The sequence below is a fragment of the Edaphobacter lichenicola genome (assembly GCF_014201315.1).
GTDB lineage: Bacteria > Acidobacteriota > Terriglobia > Terriglobales > Acidobacteriaceae > Edaphobacter > Edaphobacter lichenicola_B.
This window is the reverse complement of the sequence record NZ_JACHDY010000007.1, coordinates 103660-125412: the sequence shown is the minus strand read 5'-3', so window position 1 is coordinate 125412 and position 21753 is coordinate 103660. Positions and strand designations below refer to the sequence as shown.

13 protein-coding genes are annotated in these 21753 nt (G+C 58.2%); 3 read left to right on the top strand and 10 right to left on the bottom strand.

The window, feature by feature from the left end; genetic code table 11:
- Nucleotides 1–12: 12 nt before the first annotated feature.
- The 9 genes from HDF09_RS19170 to HDF09_RS19130 all read right to left on the bottom strand — a co-directional run bounded on the left by HDF09_RS19170 (nt 13) and on the right by HDF09_RS19130 (nt 10080).
- Complete coding sequence (locus tag HDF09_RS19170) at nt 13–891, bottom strand: cupin domain-containing protein (protein ID WP_183769075.1); 879 nt, start codon at nt 889–891, stop codon at nt 13–15.
- Nucleotides 892–918: 27 nt separating this feature from the next.
- On the bottom strand, nt 919–2217 hold the full coding sequence (dctA, locus tag HDF09_RS19165; protein WP_183769074.1) for a C4-dicarboxylate transporter DctA: 1299 nt from the start codon (nt 2215–2217) through the stop codon (nt 919–921).
- A 72-nt stretch (nt 2218–2289) separates the two neighbouring features.
- Nucleotides 2290–3459: a dihydrolipoamide acetyltransferase family protein gene (locus HDF09_RS19160; RefSeq protein ID WP_183769073.1), complete on the bottom strand. Its 1170-nt coding sequence runs from the start codon at nt 3457–3459 to the stop codon at nt 2290–2292.
- A 55-nt stretch (nt 3460–3514) separates the two neighbouring features.
- Complete coding sequence (locus HDF09_RS19155) at nt 3515–4855, bottom strand: M24 family metallopeptidase (RefSeq protein WP_183769072.1); 1341 nt, start codon at nt 4853–4855, stop codon at nt 3515–3517.
- Between the two features lie 23 nt (nt 4856–4878).
- Nucleotides 4879–5877 (bottom strand): alpha-ketoacid dehydrogenase subunit beta, encoded by a 999-nt coding sequence (locus HDF09_RS19150; RefSeq protein WP_183769071.1) that lies wholly within the window; start codon nt 5875–5877, stop codon nt 4879–4881.
- Entirely contained in the window at nt 5870–6862 is a 993-nt protein-coding gene (locus HDF09_RS19145) for a thiamine pyrophosphate-dependent dehydrogenase E1 component subunit alpha (RefSeq protein WP_183769070.1), read from the bottom strand. The genes HDF09_RS19150 and HDF09_RS19145 overlap by 8 nt, the downstream gene beginning before the upstream one ends.
- Nucleotides 6859–7752, bottom strand: coding sequence for an NAD(P)-dependent oxidoreductase (locus tag HDF09_RS19140; RefSeq protein WP_183769069.1), 894 nt, complete (start codon nt 7750–7752; stop codon nt 6859–6861). Before HDF09_RS19140 ends, HDF09_RS19145 begins: the two co-directional genes overlap by 4 nt.
- A gap of 18 nt (nt 7753–7770) precedes the next feature.
- The gene (locus HDF09_RS19135; protein WP_183769068.1) at nt 7771–8580 is read right to left on the bottom strand and encodes a FadR/GntR family transcriptional regulator; all 810 of its coding nucleotides are present in this window, start codon (nt 8578–8580) and stop codon (nt 7771–7773) included.
- Nucleotides 8581–8712: 132 nt separating this feature from the next.
- Nucleotides 8713–10080, bottom strand: coding sequence for an NAD-dependent succinate-semialdehyde dehydrogenase (locus HDF09_RS19130; RefSeq protein WP_183769067.1), 1368 nt, complete (start codon nt 10078–10080; stop codon nt 8713–8715).
- A gap of 180 nt (nt 10081–10260) precedes the next feature.
- On the opposite strand from HDF09_RS19130, the gene HDF09_RS19125 reads away from it, so the two are divergent.
- From HDF09_RS19125 to HDF09_RS19115, 3 genes are all read left to right on the top strand, one after another.
- Nucleotides 10261–13722 carry a TonB-dependent receptor gene (locus HDF09_RS19125; RefSeq protein ID WP_183769066.1) on the top strand — a complete coding sequence of 1154 codons (3462 nt, stop codon included), beginning with the start codon at nt 10261–10263 and terminating at the stop codon, nt 13720–13722.
- 83 nt (nt 13723–13805) lie between these two features.
- On the top strand, nt 13806–15092 hold the full coding sequence (locus HDF09_RS19120) for an alpha/beta hydrolase family protein (protein ID WP_260181823.1): 1287 nt from the start codon (nt 13806–13808) through the stop codon (nt 15090–15092).
- A 458-nt stretch (nt 15093–15550) separates the two neighbouring features.
- Nucleotides 15551–18412, top strand: a complete 2862-nt coding sequence (locus HDF09_RS19115; protein ID WP_183769064.1) for a TonB-dependent receptor — start codon at nt 15551–15553, stop codon at nt 18410–18412.
- A 181-nt stretch (nt 18413–18593) separates the two neighbouring features.
- On the opposite strand, the gene HDF09_RS19110 is transcribed toward HDF09_RS19115, so the two are convergent.
- The gene (locus tag HDF09_RS19110) at nt 18594–21752 is read right to left on the bottom strand and encodes an efflux RND transporter permease subunit (RefSeq protein ID WP_221270226.1); all 3159 of its coding nucleotides are present in this window, start codon (nt 21750–21752) and stop codon (nt 18594–18596) included.
- Between the last annotated feature and the right edge of the window lies 1 nt (nt 21753).

Sequence of the window (21753 nt, the reverse complement as noted above, 5' to 3'; positions counted from 1 at the left end):
GATCCGCACCTGTCAGTCCGGATATCTTTCACGCATTTTGCGCCACTCAGAATCGAACCGGAAGGCCTGGCGCGCTGGAGGTTGAGGCGTCTGCGTCTCAATGAACCGGAGTGGTTCAGATCCTCGCGTGTAGATTGCATGCTTCGCACCGACTCCGGTCCAACATAACGTTCCGGGCTCTACGATGTACTTCTTGCCTTCAAATTCACAGTCGGCCATGCCCGAAACAAAGTAGTAAGACTCCTCGAAGGGATGTGTGTGGTGTGAACCACCGCCGCCTTCCGCAAATTCCACGACGAACATCGTCATGTGGGCCGATCCAAAGTTGCGATCGACCATCATCTTCTGGCTGATCAGGCGCGCACCGTCTCCGGTGTATCCGTCCATCTGCAGGTTGCCGGGCGGTGGCAGCTGAGCATCTTCAAAGTGTCCTACAAAACGGGTGCGAGCGTCCCCTTTATCGAAGCGCTCAATCTTCTTAGGCCAATCGAAGTCGTCAACGAAAAAGGTATCCTGCCCTACGGCCTTGGCCAGAGGCTGTGGAGCAATCATCTCCATCCAGCGCGCGCGCGTGCCGCTGCTTGATCTCAACGCATGTGCCGAGCCCACTAGAATCAGGGCGTAATCGCCCGGTCCCATGCGGTAGCTGCGGCCATCCATCATCAAGTCCATCTCACCTTCCAGAACGTAAAGGCTTTTCTCATAGGCGAGCACGCACTGCTCGAGATAGCCTCCGGGTTCGAGTTGGACGATTTGATGGGCCATGTGGACGGCTGCCGCAGAGGTCGAATGGTCGATAAATGAGACTCGCGAGTAGCCCTTGGCATGTCGGCCATAACCTTCGGGAATGGAAAAGTTATCTTCTTCGAGCTTGATCACTGCGTGAGCCATGGTTTCTCCCAAAAAGCGAATGTTGCACTACATGCGGCTGCCCAACGTGGCAGCGTCGACTTCGTTTTCCCAGCGCGCGATGACCAGAGTTGCCACGCCGCTGCCGATCATGTTGACCACTGCGCGGAACATCGCCATGAAGCGGTCGATGCCGAGGATGAGCGCCATGCCGGCCACGGGGATCGTCGGCACCACGGACAAGGTAGCGACTAGCGCGATGAAGGATGCTCCCTGCACACCGCTCGCGCCCTTTGAGGTGAGGATGGCAACGGCAAAGATGGTGAGCTGCTGCATGAGCGTGAGGTGGGTTCCAGTAGCCTGTGCAACAAATAGAGCGGCGAGGGTCATGTAGAGCGCGGTGCCGTCCGTGTTGAAGATGTAACCGGTCGGCACTACGAGCCCCACGAGCGCCTTGGAGCAGCCTACCGCCTCGAGCTTCTCCATCAGCGTAGGCATGGCAGCTTCGGAGGAGACCACCGAGAGCACCAGAATAATCTCTTCTTTGATATAGATCAGGAACCTGAAGATGTTAAAGCCCGCGACCAGCGCAATGCCGCCGAGCACAACGACGACGAAGAAGATGGAGGTGAGGTAGAACGTCGCGATCAGTTTGAGAAGTGGCCCGAGCGAGGCGATGCCGTACTTGCCTACGGTGAAAGCCATCGCACCAAAGGCGCCGATCGGAGCGAGGCGCACGAGAATGTTGACGACGGCGAAGACCGCCTGCGTCACCGTGTCGAGCAGCGCCAGCAGGGGGGTCGCGCGCTTCCCCAGCGAGGACAGGGCAAAGCCGAAGAGCAGGGCGACCAGCAGCACCTGCAGTATGTCTCCTTTGGCAAAGGCGTCGACCACTGTGGTTGGGATGATATGCATCAGGAAGTCCGTGACGCCCATGGCTTTGGTCTGGCCCACATAGCTCGAGACGGCCTTTGCGTCGAGAGAGGCTGGATCGACGCGGAAGTCGCCCCCTGGATGCACCACGTTGCCCACTACAAGCCCTATCAACAGCGCGATTGTCGAGACAACCTCGAAGTAGAGCAGTGCCTTGCCGCCAACTCGGCCGACCTTCCTCAAGTCCTGCATGCCGGCTATGCCCGAGACGACGGTGCAGAAGATGATCGGCGTGATGATCATCGTGATCAGGCGGATGAAGCCGTCACCAAGCGGCTTCATGGCGATGGCGCGAGCAGGACTGAAGTAGCCCAGGCAAATCGCCAACGCAACAGCTACGAGAACCTGGAACCAGAAAGTAAAATAAAAAGGGGTCTTACCCTTCGATTCAGTCCCTGCACTTACAGGGAGCTGCTCTACATCGACGCTTTCCATGTTTTATGCCTCATCCTACGGTCGTCCGAGAAAGTCCGTGCCTAGGTCGCGCGCCTCTCAATGTCAGAGGCACTACTTCAGCCAAAGGCCGGGTTCACGGATCGACTCAGCAAGGTCATGCAGGAAAGTCGCGGCCTTTGCCCCGTCCAACACACGATGGTCGCAGGAGATCGTCAAGCTGAAGATTGGCCGCACAACGATGACTCCATCCACGGCGACTGCTCTCTCGACGATTTGACCCACGGCCAGGATTGCGGCCTGTGGCGGAGTGATGATGGCGCAAAAGGAATCGATGTGGAACATCCCCAGATTGCTGACCGTGAAGGTCCCGCCTGTAAAGTCTGTGGGGCGGAGGCGACCTGCTTTCGCCCGGTCCGTCAATTCGCGACGTTGTTTGGCGATCTCACCCAGCGTCGCAGTGTTTGCGTTGTGGACCACAGGTGCTACGACACCGTCCTCGACGGCCATCGCAATGGAGACGTTCACGTCAGGGTTGAGACGGATTCCATTTTCGATCCAGCTGGCATTGACGCGCGGATGCCGGGCCAGGGCGCGAGCCACGAGCGCGACAAGGATGTCGGTATGCGTGAGCTTCACTCCCGAGGACCGTTCGACTTCAGGCCCAAGAGTTGCGCGTAGTGAATTCAACGCGGTTGCATCCACCTCTCGCTGCAGGAAGAAGTGCGGGACTGTGGTCCAGCTTTGCACTGTTCGTTCGGCCATGAGGCGGCCGATGGAAGAGAGTGATTCGTGTTGAGCAGCAGGAGCGGGAACGTTCTTAGGAGCACCATCGATGAGTGCCTGTATGTCGGAGGCGAGAATCTCCCCACCATCGCCTGAACCCCGCACCGAAGTGAGATCGATGCCGTTGTCTTTCGCGAGCCGGCGCGCCTTCGGAGAGACTCTTCCGGCGGGGTTAGCAGTCACCGACTGTGGAGAAGTTTCGTCGGAGCTGTAGACTGCTTCGGCAACTGGAGCGACCGCAGGCGTGTGAGGTTTTGCCTCAGCCGGCACCTCTTCTCCTGGCTTCAGAATCCAGGCAATGGTCTGGCCGACTGGGATGTCGGTCCCTACTTCGCCGGTGATTCCACCGAGAACGCCGTCGGCAGTGGCCTCAACTTCCATCACGGCCTTATCGGTTTCGATCTCAAGCAACAAGTCCCCCTTCGAGACCTTGTCGCCTTCCTTCTTGAGCCAGGAGACAAGCTTTCCTGTCTCCTGCGCCATCTCGAGTGCGGGCATTACTACGCTGATAGCCATAGTTTGTTGGGATACGCATGGCCCTAAGGCCGCAGCGTTAGCTCCCGATCCTCTCTTTTTGTGCGCTGGCTGCAACCAGGTTGCGAACATCGGAACTAGGTTCTACTTCCGTCTCTCGCACGGTGGGAAGCGGACCGCCGACCGTGTAGTAATGCGCGCCGGCGACTAGAAGCTTCTCGGCAGGGAAGCGCGTAATCACCTCATGGCCGGTCTCCGTAACAACAATCTCTTCTTCGATTCGAGCCGCGCTCCAGCCATCCTTCGAGGGCCAGTACGTCTCGAGGGCAAAGACCATGCCAGGCTTGATCTCCTGCGGATGATCCAACGAGACGAGGCGGCTGATGACCGGCTTCTCCCATATCGCGAGTCCGATGCCGTGCCCGTACTGAAGGGCGAACGCCGCCTCTTCATTCGGGAAGCCGAAGTCCTGCGCCTTCGGCCACACTGCGGCTACGTCGCCGGTCGAGCGACCAGGACGAATCAGATCAATCGCGGCATCCAGATAGTCTCGGCATCTCTTGTAGGCATCGACCATCGCGTGGGACGAGTAGCCGATCGAGAAGGTGCGGTAATAACATGTCCGATAGCCCATGTAAGAGTGAAGAATGTCGTAGTAGACAGGATCGCCAGGGCGCATGATTCTGTCGGAGAAGACGTGCGGATGAGGATTGCATCGTTCGCCGGAGATGGCGTTGACCGCCTCGACGTACTCTGAGCCAAGGTCGTAGAGCACCTTGCTTACCAGGCCCACAGCTTCGTTCTCCCGCATGCCCGGCTTCATCGCCATGTAAAGCTCGTGATAGGCCGCATCAACCATGGAGGCAGAGGTGTTGAGAAGCGCAATCTCATCCTTGGTCTTGATGACGCGGGCCTCGGACATCAATTGCTGACCATCGATGACGGTGATGCCCTCGCGCTGCAAGGCAAACAGAACTGGCAGTTCGATGATGTCGATTCCTACCGGCTCTTTATGCAGGCCGCGCATCTCCAGCTCAATGCGAATCTTCTTCGCGACGTCCTCCGCACGACCGTGTTCAGGAGACATCGTGCCGCGCAACATGGAGATACCCGGCCGCGAGCGTTCTCCGAGCCAAGGACAGTGCAGTTGATGATGTCGTGCGGCGGAGCCGAAGTCCCACAGGATAGGCTCATCGTTCTGTGGAAGCAGGACGAACCGGTTCGCCTTGTCCTGGGCCCATGTGCCAATGTGCGTGGACGTGAGATAACGCACATTGTTCATGTCGAAGCAGAGCAGTGCGCCCATCTCAGACTTCGCAAGCAGGTTCTTCGCGCGCTGGAGTCTCTCCACACGAAGACGATCAAAATCGATTCGTTGCTCCCAATCAACTCCCATGGTTCCGTAAGTCGGCTGTGCCATTGTTGCTTCTCCCGTTTCTTGTCTTACGATTTGCTGCAAAGCTTCTTCGCCGCATCAAAGAGCATCTTCTCGGTCGGTACGGTCAGGTCCTCAAGCGGCGGTGAGAAGGGGATAGGAACATGCATCGCTCCCATGCGAAGTACCGGGCCGTCGAGATCATAAAAAGCACCTTCCGAGATCACCGAAGCCAACTCCGAGGTCACACCATAGCGGCCGTACCCTTCATCAATCACAATGGCCCGCGACGTCTTCTTTGCGGAGTCGATGAGCGTCTTTTCATCGAGCGGCCAGAGGGTTCGCGGGTCGACGACCTCTGCGCTGATGCCGATCTCCGCGAGCATATCTGCCGCGCCCAAAGCTACCTGAACCATACTGCTGGTCGCTATCAGTGAGATGTCTTTGCCGATGCGCTTCACCTCCGCAACGCCGAGAGGGATCGTGTACTCTCCGGTCGGTACGGGGCCTTTCAACTTGTGGTGCATCATCTTGTCTTCGAAGAAGATGACGGGATTCTCATCGCGAATCGCGGTCTTCAAAAGGCCTTTTGCGTCGGCCGGAGTAGATGGAATCACAACCTTCAGTCCCGGCACGTGGCATAGCCATGCGTGGAGCGACTGCGAATGTTGAGCGGCAGAGCGCCGACTCGCTCCGAGCGTTGTGCGTAGAACCATCGGCACCTTCCACTTGCCCCCCGACATGTAGTGGATCTTCGCAGCCTGATTGACCATCTGGTCCATCGTCAGGGTGAGAAAGTCCCCGAACATGATGTCGACCACGGGACGAATCCCAGTCATGGCGGCGCCCACGGCTATGCCCGTAAAACCTGCCTCAGAGATCGGGGTGTCAAAGACGCGATTGGTTCCGAACTCTTCGACGAGCCCAGATAACACTTTGAAGGGGGTGCCTGCTTCGGCCACGTCCTCGCCTAGGATGCAGACTCGCGAGTCGTGACGCATCTCTTCCGCGAGCGCCTCCCTGACGGCCTGTGCAAAGGTCAATTCACGATCAGTAGTATCAGGCATAGACGTGCATCTCCACTTCTTCTAAGGCTGGGTAGGGAGCAGCGATCGCAAACTCCACAGCGGCTTTCATCTCTTCTCTTACTTCGCTCTCAAGTGCGTCGAGCGTTGCCTTATCCGTGAACCCTTCGTGAAGCAGCCGCTCGCCGTGAAGCAGGATGGGGTCCCGGCGCGTCTTCCACTCCTGCTCTTCCTGCTTGGTGCGGTAGTAATCGCGATTGATGTCGCCCACGTGATGGCCGGTGTAACGATACGTGTTGCAGAGAAGAAAAGCCGGACCGCCGCCTGCTCTCGCATCGTCAATGAGTTGTTTGGCCTTGCTGTAGACGGCCTGCACATCCTGGCCATCTACGGTCTCGGCCTTCACGCCAAAGGCGGTGGCTCGCGCGCAGATGTCTCCTGCCGTGGTCTCACTGTAGTGGGTGTACTCGTTGTAAAGGTTGTTTTCGCAGACGTAAATAACAGGGAGCTTCCAAAGCTGAGCGATGTTGAGCACCTCATAGAGCAGACCCTGACCGAGTGCTCCTTCGCCAAAGAAGCAGACAGCAACCAGGTCATTCTTCAGGTACTTCGATGAGAAGGCGGCGCCGGTCGCGATGCCCATGCTGCCACCGACGATCGCATTGGCGCCCAGATTGCCAGTCGCCGGATCGGCGATATGCATGGAGCCGCCTTTGCCATGGCAGTACCCCGCTTCCTTCCCCAGCAGCTCGGCAAACATGAGATTTGGTGTAGCACCTTTTGCTAAGCAGTGGCCATGACCACGATGCGTGCTGGTGACGTAGTCTTCCTTTTTGAGAGCTTCGCAGATGCCAACAGCGATGGCCTCTTCGCCGCTATACAGGTGAGCGAGGCCCGGCATCAACGCACGCGTATAGAGCTCATTCACCTGCTCTTCGAACATGCGGATACGGAGCATCTGTCGATAGGCATGGAGCGCCAGTTCTTTGCTGAACGTGTTCACGGCTTCTTCGGTTTGAGGTGTCATCTTCCAACTCCTGTGTCGATGCCAGATAGTTTCGCGAGAACATCGAAGATTACGGCGAAGTCCAGCTTGGCCCAGTTCAAGGCCCGTGCAGCAGTTAGAAATTCATTGGTAACGGCAGTGGTAGGGAGCGGCACATTCAGCTGCCGTCCCAGATCCAGCGCCAGCAACATATCCTTCTGCATCATGTTTACGTCGAACCAGGCCTCCTCCGGCTGTTGCAGAACGAAGGGCCCGCGGTACTTGATCATGGGAGAGGCGATGGCGCTGTGAGTGAGCACGTCCACGGCGACTTCGCGCTTGATGCCGCTCTTCTCTGCCAGCAGCACGCCTTCGGAGAAGGCCAGCATCTGCACGGCAAGGCTCAGATTCGAAGCAATCTTCATGGACAGTGCCAGTCCATTGCCGCCAACGTGCGTCACCTTGGGGCCTATATCCAACAGGATCGGCTTGACCTTCTCGAAGGTCTCAGCCCTTCCGCCTACCATCACGGAGAGATTGCCTTGCTGAAGAGTAATGACGCTTCCGGAGACAGGGGCATCCAGCATATCGGCGCCCAGAGCCCGAACCTTTTCTGCGATCTCACGGCTCAGGTCCGGCCCAACGGTGCTGATGTCGACCAGGATCTTTCCTGCGCGAAGGCCGGCGAGGAAACCATTCGGGCCCTCCGCAATACCCTTCAACGCCGAGCCATTTGTGACCATGCTCAGAACCACATCGGCTGCTTCGGCGACCTCGCGCGGAGACTCGGCGAACTTCATTCCCTTTGCGATAAGTCGTTCCGCTTTGGACCGTGTCCGGTTGTACCCGGTCACTGAGTGGCCCTTGGCCAGGAGCCGGTCCACCATCTCGCTTCCCATTACTCCAAGGCCAATAAACCCGAGGTTCGCCATTCGATTCTGCCTTTCGTTTTAAGAGGATTGCCTCTTAGGTGATTTATTTTTCATAACTGCAGAAACCTTCGAATCCTGATGTACCTGCTGCAAGTGAGCACGCATCGCTTTGCGTGCACTGCTGGCACTTCGTTTTTCGATCGCTTCAAGGATGAGTTTGTGATGGACCTGACCGCGCTCCGGGCCACCGGTAACGGCAAAGATTCCCAGCCGCTGCTCGCGCAGGACCCCTACGAGCGAATCAAGCAAGGACAGGATGAGCGGATTTCCAGCGGCCTCCGCCAGCGCCAGATGGAAGTCGAGATCGGCTTCAATATAAGCGTCAGGATTTTTCATGCTGCGGTCCATCACCGCAACAGCCTCTCGCATCATGATCAGGTGCTGCTCTTCAATGCGCGTTGCAGCCAGTGCCGTGAACTCGGGCTCCAGAATCTCGCGCATCTCCGCAACATAGTCAGAGTCTTCGAGGTCGCCGCTCTTGAGAAAGGAGTTGAGGGAATGGCGTATCGCCTGGGACTTTCCCGTGCTGACAAACGTACCGCGGCCTGAGTACGCCTCGACCAGCCCCTTCTCGCTCAAGGTCTTGACGGCTTCGCGCACCGCCGTGCGGCTGACGCCGAACTCCAGAGCTAACTCCCGTTCTGCCGGAAGCTGGTCACCGGGTTTCAGCTTTCCATCCTTGATCGACTGCTCGATCTGCTGCACGATCTGCTCGTAAAGTCTCGCGGTTCGGACTACTTTGTACATGGGAATCCCTTTCGTCTGGCCACTCTTGAGGGTGGTCGTGGTCGAAACACTATACAGGACGCCATGGGTTGAAATTGCCATTTCAGTAAGATGATTTCCGTTTGGGTACTTGGTTATACCAATAGGCCAAATGCTTTATTGGGTTAGATAACACTAAAGGTCAATTGGTTATACCAAAATGCCAATATAGAGCAAAATTGCTGTCGATGCCGTCTACTTTTCAATCCATACCGTTTTGACATTCGTGAACTCGCGAATGCCGAAGGGCCCAAGTTCACGTCCGAATCCAGACTGCTTGACCCCGCCAAACGGCACCCGCGGGTCGGAGGCGACCATCTTGTTGACGAAGACCATCCCCGCCTCCAACTCCTGGATCAGGTGGTCTCGTTCTGCCTCGTCTTGGGTCCACACACTCGCACCCAGACCGAAGCGCGTGTCGTTGGCGATGTGGATTGCCTCCTCTACATCCTTCACGCGAAAGATCGTCGCAACCGGGCCGAAGAACTCTTCGCTGTAGGCGGGGGAGTCGCGTGGAATGTCGGTCAGCACGGTCGGAGGATAAAAACTGCCCTTGCCTGGAATCGGCTTGCCTCCAGTCAGCAGCCTTGCGCCCGCATCGACTGACTTCTGCACGTCGCGGTGCAGATCGTCGACGGCACTGGTCGAGGCCAGCGGTCCGAGCTCCGTCGTCCGATCCAACGGATCCCCAACCTTCAACGCCTCCATGCGCGCAACAAACTCCTCCTCAAACCTGTCGGCGATCGACTCCTCCACGATGAATCTCTTGGCTGCGATGCAGGACTGGCCATTATTCGCGACACGCGCCTTGACTGCTGTTGCAACCGCTTCGGCAAAGTTGGCCGACTTCATCACGATGTAGGGGTCGCTCCCGCCCAGCTCCAGCACGACTTTTTTGATGGCTTTGGCTGCAGAGATGCCGACCTGAACTCCAGCGCCTTCGCTTCCCGTGAGCGTCGCGGCGGCGATGCGCGGATCGGCCAGAATGCCCTCTACCTTCGCGGCACCGATCAATAAAGTTTGAAAGACTCCCTCAGCAAATCCCGCGCGAAGAAAGACATCTTCCACCGCCAGCGCACTCTGCGGAACGTTGGAGGCGTGCTTGAGCAGCCCGACGTTTCCCGCCATCAACGCCGGAGCGACAAAGCGGATCACCTGCCAGAAGGGGTAGTTCCACGGCATGATGGCGAGAATCGGCCCTAGCGGTTGATAACGAATATAGCTGCGGTTTGCGCTGGTCTCGACCGTTTCGTCAGCCAGGAAGCGCTCGGCATGCTCGGCGTAGTAGCGACAGGCCCAGGCAGATTTGACGGTCTCATCGATTGCGGACTGGATGGGTTTTCCCATCTCCAGGCTCATCATGCGGCCAAACTGCTCTTTCTCCGCTTCGAGAATCTCTGCCGCTTTAATCATCCGTTCCGCGCGATAGGCGAAGCTGGTCTCTCGATGAATGACAAATGCTGCGGCAGCCTTATCGAGCTTTGTGGCCAACTCCTTGTCGGTCAGTGGATCAAACGTTTTCATGACTTCGCCGGTGGTCGGATTGATGCTTGCAATACCCATCTCGAAAGACCTTTCTCGTGGTGCCTCGGGAAGAGGCATCTGTGGTCTGACAGTTATACCGCAAGTCCGAGTTGGTTTGTCAAGCGGCTTCAAGAAATAATTTATTTTTCAAATATCCTTGACCGGCGTTGCGGTGCGGTGGTAAAGCTGTCGTACCAAAATTTAAGGGGCGTACACGCAATGAACCTTCACAGAGCAGCCGGCCTTGTCACCAGAACCATCCAAGGGGTCGCTGTCGCCCTCGTGGTCCTGTCTTTCTCCATCTCCGCGGGCGCCCAGACAAACACGGGCCGCATCCTGGGCGACGTCAGCGACTCCTCCGGAGCTCTGGTCGCCGGAGCCAAGGTCACGATTACCGATGTCCAGCGCGGAACCAAGCGCTCCCTGGTGACCTCTCAGGCGGGTGAGTATGTGGCCCCCGACCTCCTGCCCGGCATCTACGCGGTGCGGGTCGAAGCTCCAACCTTCAAAGCGACCGAGCGCACGAATATTCAGATCGAAGTTGCCTCCGACGCCCAGGTAGATTTTGTTCTGGAGACGGGAGCAGCCACGGAGACGGTCACAGTCACGATGCAGGTGCCGCTCATCAACACGACCTCTTCCAGCCTCGGGGGCACGCTGGGAAACAAGGAGATCAACGATCTCCCACTCAACGGCCGCAACTATGAGAATCTGCTCCAGCTTCGTCCCGGCATCGTGCGTTATCCCGGCGGGGGCTTCTCCACCACCAGCACCAACGGCCTGCGCGCCGAAGACAATGCCTACATTATTGACGGGCTGTTCAACAGCGAGCCGTTCTCCGGACAGAGCATCATCAATGGAGCCGGAATTGCGGGAGACTCCGCAACCATCCTCCCCGTCGACGCGATCCAGGAGTTCAACCTCATTGAAAATCCTCCTGCGGAGTACGGCTGGAAGCCCGGCGCCATGGTCAACGTCGCGCTCAAATCCGGGACCAATACACTCCACGGAACCGCCTATGCCTTCGGCCGAAACACTCCGCTGGATGCGCGCAACTACTTCAATCCCATCTCAGGAGGGGAGAAGAATCCCCGCAGCCTGGAGCAGTTCGGCGGGACCGTTGGAGGCCCAATCCTCAAGGACAAACTCTTCTACTTCGGAGGATATGAGCGGCAAACTTATCAGGTAGCGAGCATCAGCCAGTTGAACACTCCCGTCACCGTCTCGCTTAATGGCGACCCGAAGAACAGTGTTGTCGACGCCATCGCAGGGGTCGAAGCGGCTGGCATCGTCCCCAGCACTCCCAGCCTCACCATTGGAGGCTGCACCGTGGGTCCGCCCATCGTCTGCAACGGCACAGGCTTTCCCACCAACAACGGCACTAGTGCCGCCGGCGCTGAGTTCATCAACTACGGCCTGCCCAACGACGTCACCACCGACAACGCCGTAGCCAAAGCAGACTATCAGATCAATCAGCGTCACTCGGTCAGCGGTCTCTTTTTCTTCGGCAACAACAACGGAACCGTCTCCGACGCCAACGAGCTACAGACGGCCTGGCTAACCCAGATCCATACTCGCGCCGAGGTCGTTGGAGCGAGTTGGACCTTCATCATCAACCCACGTTGGCTCAACGAAGCCCGCTTCGGCTACAACACCGTCTACCAGCCCACCTTCACCAATGACCGCAATAAACCGGCCTCTGCCTACGGCCTGAACACCGGCGTCACCAATCCTCTGTACTTCGGTCTGCCGCGCATCAACATCTCCGACTTCTTCCCCGCGCTCAACGAACTGGGCGGATTCAACTGGCCGAAGATTCAGGGTCCCGATCGCCGATTCCAGTTCATCGATCACGTCTCTTACACCGTCGGCAAACATGCCTACAAGTTCGGCGGCGAGATACACCGCGATAGCTTCTCCGGCGGAGCCTACGCCGGGGGCCGCGGACGCATCAAGTTCGGCTTCGGCACCGACGCCTTCCCCGGCGCCACGCCGCTGGAGGACTTCTTCGCCGGTGTGCCCGCATCCGGCAGCCTGCTTACCGGCGATCCCACCCGACAGATTCACAACTGGGGATTCGCCGGCTTCGGTCAGGACGACTGGCGGCTCACCAAGAACCTCACCCTCAACCTCGGCCTACGCTACGAACTGAATACCGTCGTCAAGGAGGCAAACAACCTGCTCGGCAACTTCGATCCCAACGTAGGGCTGGTCCAGGTAGGGCAGGGCATCAACGGCCCCTACAACGGCGAGCACTACAACTTCGCCCCGCGCGTGGGCTTCGCCTGGGACATCACAGGAAGCGGCAGAACCGTGCTGCGCGGCGGCGCCGGGCTCATCTACGAGACCATCAACTGGGAGGCATTCCTCGCTTTGAACAACTCCCTCGGCATCAGCACCATCCCCACCGGCGCGCTGGGCGTAGGTCCCAACGGCGGCAAGGGAGCCGGTTCGATCGACGTCGGCACCGTCAACTTCAACGGCTCCGCCCTCAACTGGAACGCCGGCTACAACAGTGGCGCCTCCACGGTCTTCCCCAGCGGCGAGATCAACTGCGGCGCCAATCCCTGCAGCATCCTCGGCATGGTGCAAAACTTCCGCACCCCGCAGGTCTATAGCTGGAACCTGAACGTCCAGCACTCCTTCCGGCCCGACCTCGTGCTCGAGGCCGCTTATGTAGGCAACCACGGGCAAAAGCTCTCCGGCATCCACGACATCAACCAGAACGTTCCCTCGGCGGACTTCAACCACGACGAACAGTCCGGCCGCCCCTTCAACGCTCTCTATCCCTATCTCAGCTTCATCTATCAGATGGGCAACATCTACCGCTCCAACTACGACGGCCTGCAGATGACCATGACCGCGCGCAACTACCACCACTTCACCGCCGTCGCCGGCTACACCTACTCTCACTCGCTCGATAACGTAGGCGCAAACTGGGACTTCGGTGCCGGGTCCGGCATCCCCCAGGACAGCGCCCATCCCCAACGCGAGTACGCCAGCAGCGACTTTGATATCCGCCACCGTTTCACCCTCACCACCAGCTACGCTATCCCCGGCCGAAGGTCGTTCCTTCAATCTCTCGAAGGCTGGCAGGTCAACTCGATCGTCAGCCTCTACGGAGCGCAACCCTGGGGTCCCATCGATACCGGCAACGACCTCAGTCAGACCGGAGAAGGAGTCGACCGCTGGGACTTCTTCGGCAATCCCAAAGACTTCAAGTCTGGAGGCGCAGTCGGTATCCCTTATCTGGCAGGCGCAGATGCTGTCAACGATCAAGTCTGCTTGGCCCATGCGCGTTCGATCGACACTCTGGGCACCGCCGGCTGCTACAGATCGGGCAACTCCGTCATGACTCCACCCGCACTCGGAACCTTCGGCACGATGGGCCGCAATACCTTCCGCGACACCGGCTACAAAAACTGGGACTTCTCCCTCGATAAAAACTGGCACTTCCACGAGCGCTACGCAGCGCAGTTCCGCGCGGAGCTGTTCAACTTCACCAACCATCCCAACTTCGCCAATCCCTTCGGAGGCCAGAACGGCTGGGGTCACAACGATCCCTCCGTCCCAGGTCAGTACGGCTGCGGTTGCGCGACGCCAGACGTAGCTGCCTCAAATCCTGTCATCGGCTCAGGGGGCAGTCGCGCTGTGCAGCTCGGTCTCAAGCTTTCCTTCTAGCGTTCGGCCTCGGCTCAAGGGCGAACATCGAAATTCAACTGCTTTGAAAACTGTGGAAGAGAGGAATTTCTATCGTGGCAACCATGCACTCGGCAACCAGGAGCTTCAAGACCAGGCATTCGGCAACCAGGAACTTTAAGACCAGGCACTCGGCATTCAGGGACTTCAAGACCATCGTATCTTTACTCACGGTTTGCGCCGGGCTCTCTTCAACCGGCCTCCTGGCCCAGGGAGCGCCGGAGCGCACTCTAGACGAGATCAAGGTTGAGGCCGTCCATCGTGCAGAGGTCGGCGGATATCCTCTCATCGGCCTCGATCCCAACGACGTCCGCGAAGCCTTCAAGTCCATCCACACCCGTGACAAGGATGAGTGGGCCGAAGGCTTCATGGGAGTCGCCGATCGCTACATGGCCGAAGGCAAAAGCCTCGAAAAGACCGATCCTGCCAAGGCCAACGCAGACTACATCCGCGCCTGGCATCTCTACTTCTTCGGCCGCTGGCCCACCGACTCGTCACCGAAGAAAAAAATCTCCTACGCCAAAGGCATCGAAGCGTTTCTTGCTCATGCCCGCATGATGGATCCACCGGTCGAGGTGGTTCACATCCCCTTCGAAGGCAAGGAGATCATCGGCTACCTGAGGCTACCCAAAGGCGCCACCGGCCGCATCCCCATGGTCATCGCCGTCAACGGACTCGATAGCCGCAAGGAAGACCTCACTGAGAGCTTCTCCGCCATCCTCCCCTACGGCATCGGCTACATCGCTGTCGACGGCCCTGGCACCGGGCAATCTCCCGTCAAAGCCAGCCCCACCGCAGGCCGCGCCCTCTCCAAAGTCATCGACTACCTCGACACCCGGCCCGAAGTCGATCCCCACCGCATCGCCATGCACGGCGTCAGCTGGGGAGCCTACTGGGGCACCAAGATGGCAATCCTCGAGAAAGATCGCCTCAAGTGCGTCAGCGTCCAATCCCCACCCACCGACCTCTTCTTCCAGAGAGACTTTATCGTGAACTCTCTGGTAGGCAACCGCGAGTATCTCTTCGATCAGATGCCCGCCCTGATGTCCATCTTCGAAAATGTAACTACATTGGATCAGGTGATCGACGAGTTTTCGAAGATGTCTCTGGTCAATCAGCATCTGCTGGGCAAGCCAACCGCGCCCATGCTGATTCTCGCTGGCACCAAAGACACCCAGGTCCCGATCGCCGATGTCTATAAGCTCCTCGACAGCGGCGATGTCCCGAAGGACGCGTGGATCAATCCCCAGGGCGGACATCTCGGCCGACAGGTAGGAGTCTGGCCTGATCCTCGCATCTTCAAGCAGGTCATCCTTCCGTGGCTCGATCGAAATCTCAAAGCCGCCCCGTAGCAGCTACGCATGACACTCCAAAGAGTGATAACGGTAGAACGATAGGCCAGCCATAACGGTCCCGCTTTAAACCTATTGCGGGATCGTTAGCGTTGTGTCTTTCAAGTATGAACTTGCAGATAGTAATGGCTCGCACGCGGGATTTCCTTCAGTCAACTCCGGCGGCGATGTCTTAGCCTTCAACGATGGCCCTGATCTCAGCGGACAATGCGGAATGACTCAGGCGCCGAAGATTTCAGTGGCACCGTAGTCCACGCTCAAAAATCCTGGATTATCAAAGATTAAGCCACCCTTAAGACCGCTTTACGCGCTTGTTACGCTACGTTCACACCTCCGCAAAACCCTCCCCCTAGTTTGACTGGAAGCCCTAAAGTGCAATGTGCCTCCTACAGCAGTGCGTCAAACCAAAGCACATCCTCGGGCGCGATCTTCCCAGTCACTAAGAAACGGAGTTGGCGATGTCTCTTGGAAATTATGCGAAGCAATTCGCGGTGTCTATGTTCATGCTCGTCCTCGTCTGCGCGCTCCCGGCAGCGGCGCAGACCGGAATCGGACTGATATCAGGTTCGGTAGTCGATAGCCAGGGAGGCGCTCTACAGGGCGCGAAGGTAGAAATCAATCCGGGGGCGGCCTCGACGCTCTCCGATGCACAGGGGCAGTTCACGTTGAATGGTGTAAGTGCTGGCGACCATGAGGTGACAGTCTCGTATGCAGGATTTTCGCTCTTCACCAAAAAGGTGACCGTGGTTTCCGGGCAGGTCCTGCGGCTGGAGGCGTCGCTCGTTGTGGCCTCAAACAAACAGGATGTGCAGGTGTATGCGGGTCGCGAGGGCGGAGAGATCGAGTCGATCAACCGCACCTTCAACGCGGATAACATCATCAACGTGCTGCCTGCGGACGTGATCAAGAGCCTGCCGAATGCGAACGTGGCGGATGCGATCGGGCGGCTGGCGAGCGTGACGCTCGAGCGGGACGAGGGCGAGGGCAAGTACGTGCAGGTGCGCGGCACCGAGCCGCGGCTGACCAATGTGACGGTCGATGGGGTCAACATCGCCTCGGCGGAGACGGTCCGCCAGATCAAGCTGGATATTATCCCCGCCGATCTCGTCGAGTCCGTTCAGATCAACAAGACGCTCGAGGCGAGCATGCCTGGGGACGGTATCGGTGGGTCGGTCGACCTGCGCACAAAGAGTGCGGGCGACCGGCCGACCGTGGCGCTGGAGTCGACCGGAGGGTACACGCCCATCATCGGTGGGCGGCCGGTGTACCAGTTCGATGGCACGCTGGGAAAGCGCTTTCTGGAGGGAAACAAGCTGGGTCTGTTGTTCGGCGGATCGTACGACTGGAACGGACGCGGCATCAACGATGTCGAGCCCGGGCCTGTCCTGCTGGGCGGATATGATATCCGGGACTACCAGTACTACCGCAACCGCACAGGCTACGCGGGCACGGTGGACTATCGGTTCAATGAAACATCGAGTATCTATCTGAAGGGCCTGTACTCGCTGTTTCACAACTTCGGCAATCGCTGGGACTACAACGTGGGGACCACGTATACAGCGGATGGACAGCCGGACGGTACGGGTAATACTGCGTTCGGCGCGGAGATCCGTCGCCCTGTGCAGGACCTTGGCAGTGTCCAGTTTGGAGGGCGGCACGTGATCCGGCGGTCGCTGCTGGCGTGGGATGTGGAGAGTTCGGTGGGACGGACGCGCGACGAGGGCTACTCGGATGCGACGTTCAATCCCGGAGCTGACTCGGTGCTCAATGGAAATATCCAGTTCACGCTCGATAACTCCAAACCTCTAACGCCCAAGCTGGTGGCCCCAAGTGACGTGAATATCTACGATCCGACGCAGTATTACTATGCGGGCCAGAGGGTGGACCACTACTACAACCCTGAGGTGGATCTGGGCTTCGGTGCGGACCTGGCAACGTCCTATACGCTCTTCGGCCATGCGTCGACCTTCGAGTTTGGAGGCCGATTCCGGAACGTGCACAAGTTCGCCAATGAGGATGTGAATTACACAGTTCCGGCGGCGGCCGCCAACGACCCATCTCTCCAGATGACGAACTTCCTGAACGACTTCAAAGACCCGAACTACTACGGGAAGACGTATCAATTTGGGCCGGCAGTGGACTACCAAAAAGTGCAGGCGTACGTTGCGTCGGCGCCCCAGCTGCCCGATTCTAATCCAAAACACTTGAACGTTCAGACCAACAACTTCAACTTGATAGAGAAGGTCTCGGCCGGGTATCTCATGGATTCGGTAACTTTGAACAAGTTCCGGATCATTGTGGGAGTGCGATTTGAAAACACGAGCGACGCCGACAAGGGCAACGTTACGCCGGATTCGCCTCCCGTGGCTCGGAACGGGTCGTATCTCGATGTGCTGCCGAGTGGGTCGGTGCGCTACTCGCTTACGCCGTCGAGCGGCATCCGGCTGGTGTACGGACGCGGTCTGTCGAGACCTAACTTCTCAGACCTCGTCTCGTTTGCGTCCATCTCCCCAGGCGGTGTGCGGACGACCTCGAGTGTCGGCAACCCTAACCTGAAGCCGGAGCATGCGGATAACGTGGACCTGCTGTATGAGCGCAGCCTCACTCCTATCGGACTGCTGCAGGCGGGTGTTTATTACAAGCACCTGTCGGACCCGATCATTCCGCTGACTACGAGGCTGTCGGATGGAACCTTTCAGACCCAGCCGCAGAACGCAGGAAGCGCTTATGTGTACGGGTTCGAGATCTCGTTCCAACAGCACTTCACGTATCTTCCGGGGTTGCTCAATGGCACAGGGTTGTCGGCGAACTACGGCTACTCTGCGTCGCAGATCACCTTCCCGGGACTGCTCTATCCGGATGGTACTCCGACCGGGATTTCGCGGACCGATAAGCCCGACCTGCTGCGACAGGCTCCGCATACCTGGAACATCAGCCCCACGTATGACAAGCGGAATCTGTCGGTTCGGCTGGGCTTGAGCTACAACGCGGCGAACATCTTCTCCTATCAGTACAGCGACAGCAATGCCGGTCCGATTGTGTTCGCAGGAGGAGACCCTACAACAAACACCGGTTACATCGCTTCGGGCGGCGGCATCAAAGGGCCGAATGGGGACACGTATCTGTACGGGCACCTGCAGGTCGATCTACAGGGAACCTACAGGCTGCCGAAGGGCTTCACCGCGGTGGCCTATGCGTTGAACCTGAACAACGAGGTCTTCGGTTTCTACAATGGCAGCACGGTGAATCCGATCCAGCGTGAGTTCTACAAACAGACCTTCGGCGGCGGCCTCCGATGGTCTCCAACCCGCGAAAGATAGCCAGGAAAGGGTGCCGGAGAGCGCTAATCATGCCCTCCGGCACCCATCCATCAAACCCAGAGTCAAGATGCAATCTCTTCCGCGACCGTCGTCCGCAAACACACAAGCCTGCACGCAAAAAAGACAACAACTACCATCAAATTAAAAAGTTCGTGAGAACCTTGCGGCTGCAATCAATTCCTCAGACAGTCGCTTGTGGCTCTTCCACCCCTGCCCGCTCGCCTTTGGAAGTCAGATGGTAATACATCGCAGGCGTAACGATCAGGCTCAGAACCACCGAGATCAAGAGGCCGCCAATCACGGCAATCGCCAGTGGCTGCAGCATCTGCGACCCGGCGCCTAGCGCAAACGCCAGTGGCAGCATGCCACACATCGCCGCCGTCGCAGTCATCACGATCGGCCGCAGCCGCCTCTGCGCCGCATGCATCATCGCATCCAGCGCCTCTGCGCCGTCGGTCCGCGCACGTTCATCCGCATCCAGCAGCAGGATGCCATTTTTGGCTACGATCCCGATCACCATAATCAAGCCCATAAAGCTTGCGACGTTGAAGTCTGTTCGCGTGATCAGCAGCGCCAGAACGACTCCCGCCATGGAAAGAACTGAGCTCGTAAGAATTGCAATCGGCGCGGAGAAGTTTCGAAATTCAGCAAGCAGCACGCCGAAGACCAGCGCAAGCGCAAGTATGAGAACCTGGACGAGTTCATGAAAAGATTTTTGCTGCTCCTGATACGTGCCGCCGTACTCGACCCGAACACTCGCCGGAAGATTCAGCTTAGCCACAGCATCTTTCACCTTGACCATGGCGCCGCCCAGGTTGGAACCCTCCAGTCGCCCGCTTACCAGCACAACCTGCTCTAGATTTTCGCGGCGGATCTCATTCTGCGGAGGCAGTTCTTTTATCTCGGCAAGTGCACCCAGCGTCGCGGTGTGCCCCGTCGCAGAGTTGAAGACCGTGTTCTGGATCGCGCTCAACGACGCGCGATGCTCGTCTGACATGCGCACGCGGACGGTGTAAGGCCGGCCTGCCACAATCACCGGATCAGTCGAAGGCAGACCATCCAGCAGCGAGGTTGCGTCTTCTGCTACCTCCTGAACCGTAAAGCCGAGGCGGCTCGCCAGTCCTGGATCCACCTGGAAGGTCGTCGCAGGCCCACTCAGTGTGTTGTCGACACCGTTCTGTGTATCGACAACCCCCGGAATCGCCGAGATGGCCGCCTGTACCTTCGGCCCCAGATCATGCAGAAGTGTGGTGTCGTTCGAGAAGAGTTTAATCTGAATCGGTTCGGGAGAGTTCGAGAGATCGTTGATCATATCCTCAAGAACCTGCACAAACTCGACATCAAGCTCAGGCTCCTGCTCCTTGATCTTCTGTCGCACGTCCGAAATAATCTCATCGATAGCGCGTGATCGCTTCGTCTTCAGGCGAACCGAGATATCGCCGGTATTGGCCTCTGTGACGGCAGCGAGACCAAGCTGAAGACCGGTGCGGCGCGTTGTAATCGAAACCTCCGGCGTATCGCGGAGAATCTTTTCCACTCGATCGAGCGCTTTATTCGTCGTCGCAAGAGAGCTGCCCGCGGGCATGATGTAGTCAAGGATAAAGCTTCCTTCATCCATCGCTGGCAACAGATTCGACCCGAGTGCGCTGTAGGCAAAGTAGCCAACTACGATGAGAACTCCGGAGATAGCTACCAGCGCCCAGCTTCGACGAATCGTCCAGCCGAGCACGCGGCTGTGAAAGCTGAGGACCCGGCGCATGAAAGGGCCGTTCTCGTCATGGTCCGCGATAGAGTTATCCGCAGACGGCTTCGAGGGTGCATCGTCGCGACGCTCGCGCAGAAGCGAAAGTGAGAGTGCGGGCGTGAAGGTCAAAGCCAACAGGAGCGATGTGAGAAGCGCCGCAGTCATGGTCACGGCCAGCGCCCGGAAGAAACTGCCGGTCACCCCTGTGACGGCAATCAGAGGAAGAAAGACGACCACAGGCGTGACGGTAGACCCGATGAGAGGAATCGTGATCTCGTGCAGAGCGGTGCGCACCGCATCGACACGGGACTGTCCACGATCCCGATGCACGACGATATTTTCCACGACCACAATGGCGTCGTCGATCACCAGTCCGATAGCGGCGGCAAGACCGCCAAGCGTCATCAGGTTAAAGCTCTGCCCAATAATCCAGAGAAAAAGAATTGTAACTGCGACGGTGACAGGTATCACCATGCCCGCGATCAGCGAGGAAGTCCAGTCGTGCAGAAATAGAAACAGAATGACGCACGCAAGCAACAGACCAATGAGAATGGCATCTCGAACGCTGGCGATGCTCTCGCGAACGAGCTCCGACTGATCATAGAAAGGTGTGAGATGAACCCCCGGGGGTAGAGTCTTGCTCAGCTGTGCGATCTCGAAGGCGACCGCAGCAGCCACGGCAACCGTGTTGCTGGAAGGCTGCCGCGTTATGTTGAGCAACACAGACGGTATGCCGTTGGCGTCGACGGTGGTGTAGACGGGAAGAGTAGCCGGCCCCAGGGTCGCTACATCCGAGATGCGAATCGGAACACCGGCAGCCGTAGTCTTGACGACGAGGCGTCCGAGCGATTCGACATCATGCGCCTGCGCACCCACCAGCCCAAGAATCAGCTGGTGATCGGCCTCGTACAGTCCGGGAGAATCAATGATATTCGACGTCTGCACCGCGTTCACAAGATCGAGAACGGTGATGCCCGCAGTCTGCAGACGCGCAGGATCGGGGACGATGTGAAACTCGGGAACCTTACCGCCCTGCACCACAACCGTGCTCACACCAGTGACGCGATTCAAAGGAGGTTTGAGATCATAGGTCGCGATCTGCCATAGAGCCGTGGGCGATACGGTGTTAGGCCCACGATCATCAGCCGTCAGCGCATACGCCACAATAGGAAAGGTCGCGAAGGTCAGGCGATTCGTCGTGATCTTTGCCGTGCTGGGCAGGCTCGACTGTATCTTCGCCAGGGCGGAGTCAGTGAGCTGCAGCGTGCGGAACATGTCCACGTTCCAGTCGAAGAACAGACTCACCTCAGCGGACCCACGACTGGTCGTGCTGCGAACCGTCACAAGTCCGGGGACGCTGTTGACGGCATCTTCAATGGGCTTCGTGATCGTGACCTGCATCTGCTCAACCGGCATCACACCGTTATCGACGCCGATCACCACACGCGGAAAGTTCGTATCCGGAAAGACCGAGATGGGCACCTGGAATGCCGCGTAGATGCCGGCAATCGTGAGCACGATCAGGAAGAAGAAGATCGGCTTGGCCGTACGCGAAAGCCAGAAGCGCTTTTCGTCGACTGCTGGGGGATTCGGCAGA

Coding starts and splice junctions, on each gene's coding strand:
- HDF09_RS19170 (WP_183769075.1), bottom strand. CDS start 891: ATGGCTCACGCAGTGATCAAGCTCGAAGAAGATAACTTTTCCATTCCC.
- dctA (WP_183769074.1), bottom strand. CDS start 2,217: ATGGAAAGCGTCGATGTAGAGCAGCTCCCTGTAAGTGCAGGGACTGAA.
- HDF09_RS19160 (WP_183769073.1), bottom strand. CDS start 3,459: ATGCCCGCACTCGAGATGGCGCAGGAGACAGGAAAGCTTGTCTCCTGG.
- HDF09_RS19155 (WP_183769072.1), bottom strand. CDS start 4,855: ATGGCACAGCCGACTTACGGAACCATGGGAGTTGATTGGGAGCAACGA.
- HDF09_RS19150 (WP_183769071.1), bottom strand. CDS start 5,877: ATGCCTGATACTACTGATCGTGAATTGACCTTTGCACAGGCCGTCAGG.
- HDF09_RS19145 (WP_183769070.1), bottom strand. CDS start 6,862: ATGACACCTCAAACCGAAGAAGCCGTGAACACGTTCAGCAAAGAACTG.
- HDF09_RS19140 (WP_183769069.1), bottom strand. CDS start 7,752: ATGGCGAACCTCGGGTTTATTGGCCTTGGAGTAATGGGAAGCGAGATG.
- HDF09_RS19135 (WP_183769068.1), bottom strand. CDS start 8,580: ATGGCAATTTCAACCCATGGCGTCCTGTATAGTGTTTCGACCACGACC.
- HDF09_RS19130 (WP_183769067.1), bottom strand. CDS start 10,080: ATGGGTATTGCAAGCATCAATCCGACCACCGGCGAAGTCATGAAAACG.
- HDF09_RS19125 (WP_183769066.1), top strand. CDS start 10,261: ATGAACCTTCACAGAGCAGCCGGCCTTGTCACCAGAACCATCCAAGGG.
- HDF09_RS19120 (WP_260181823.1), top strand. CDS start 13,806: ATGCACTCGGCAACCAGGAGCTTCAAGACCAGGCATTCGGCAACCAGG.
- HDF09_RS19115 (WP_183769064.1), top strand. CDS start 15,551: ATGTCTCTTGGAAATTATGCGAAGCAATTCGCGGTGTCTATGTTCATG.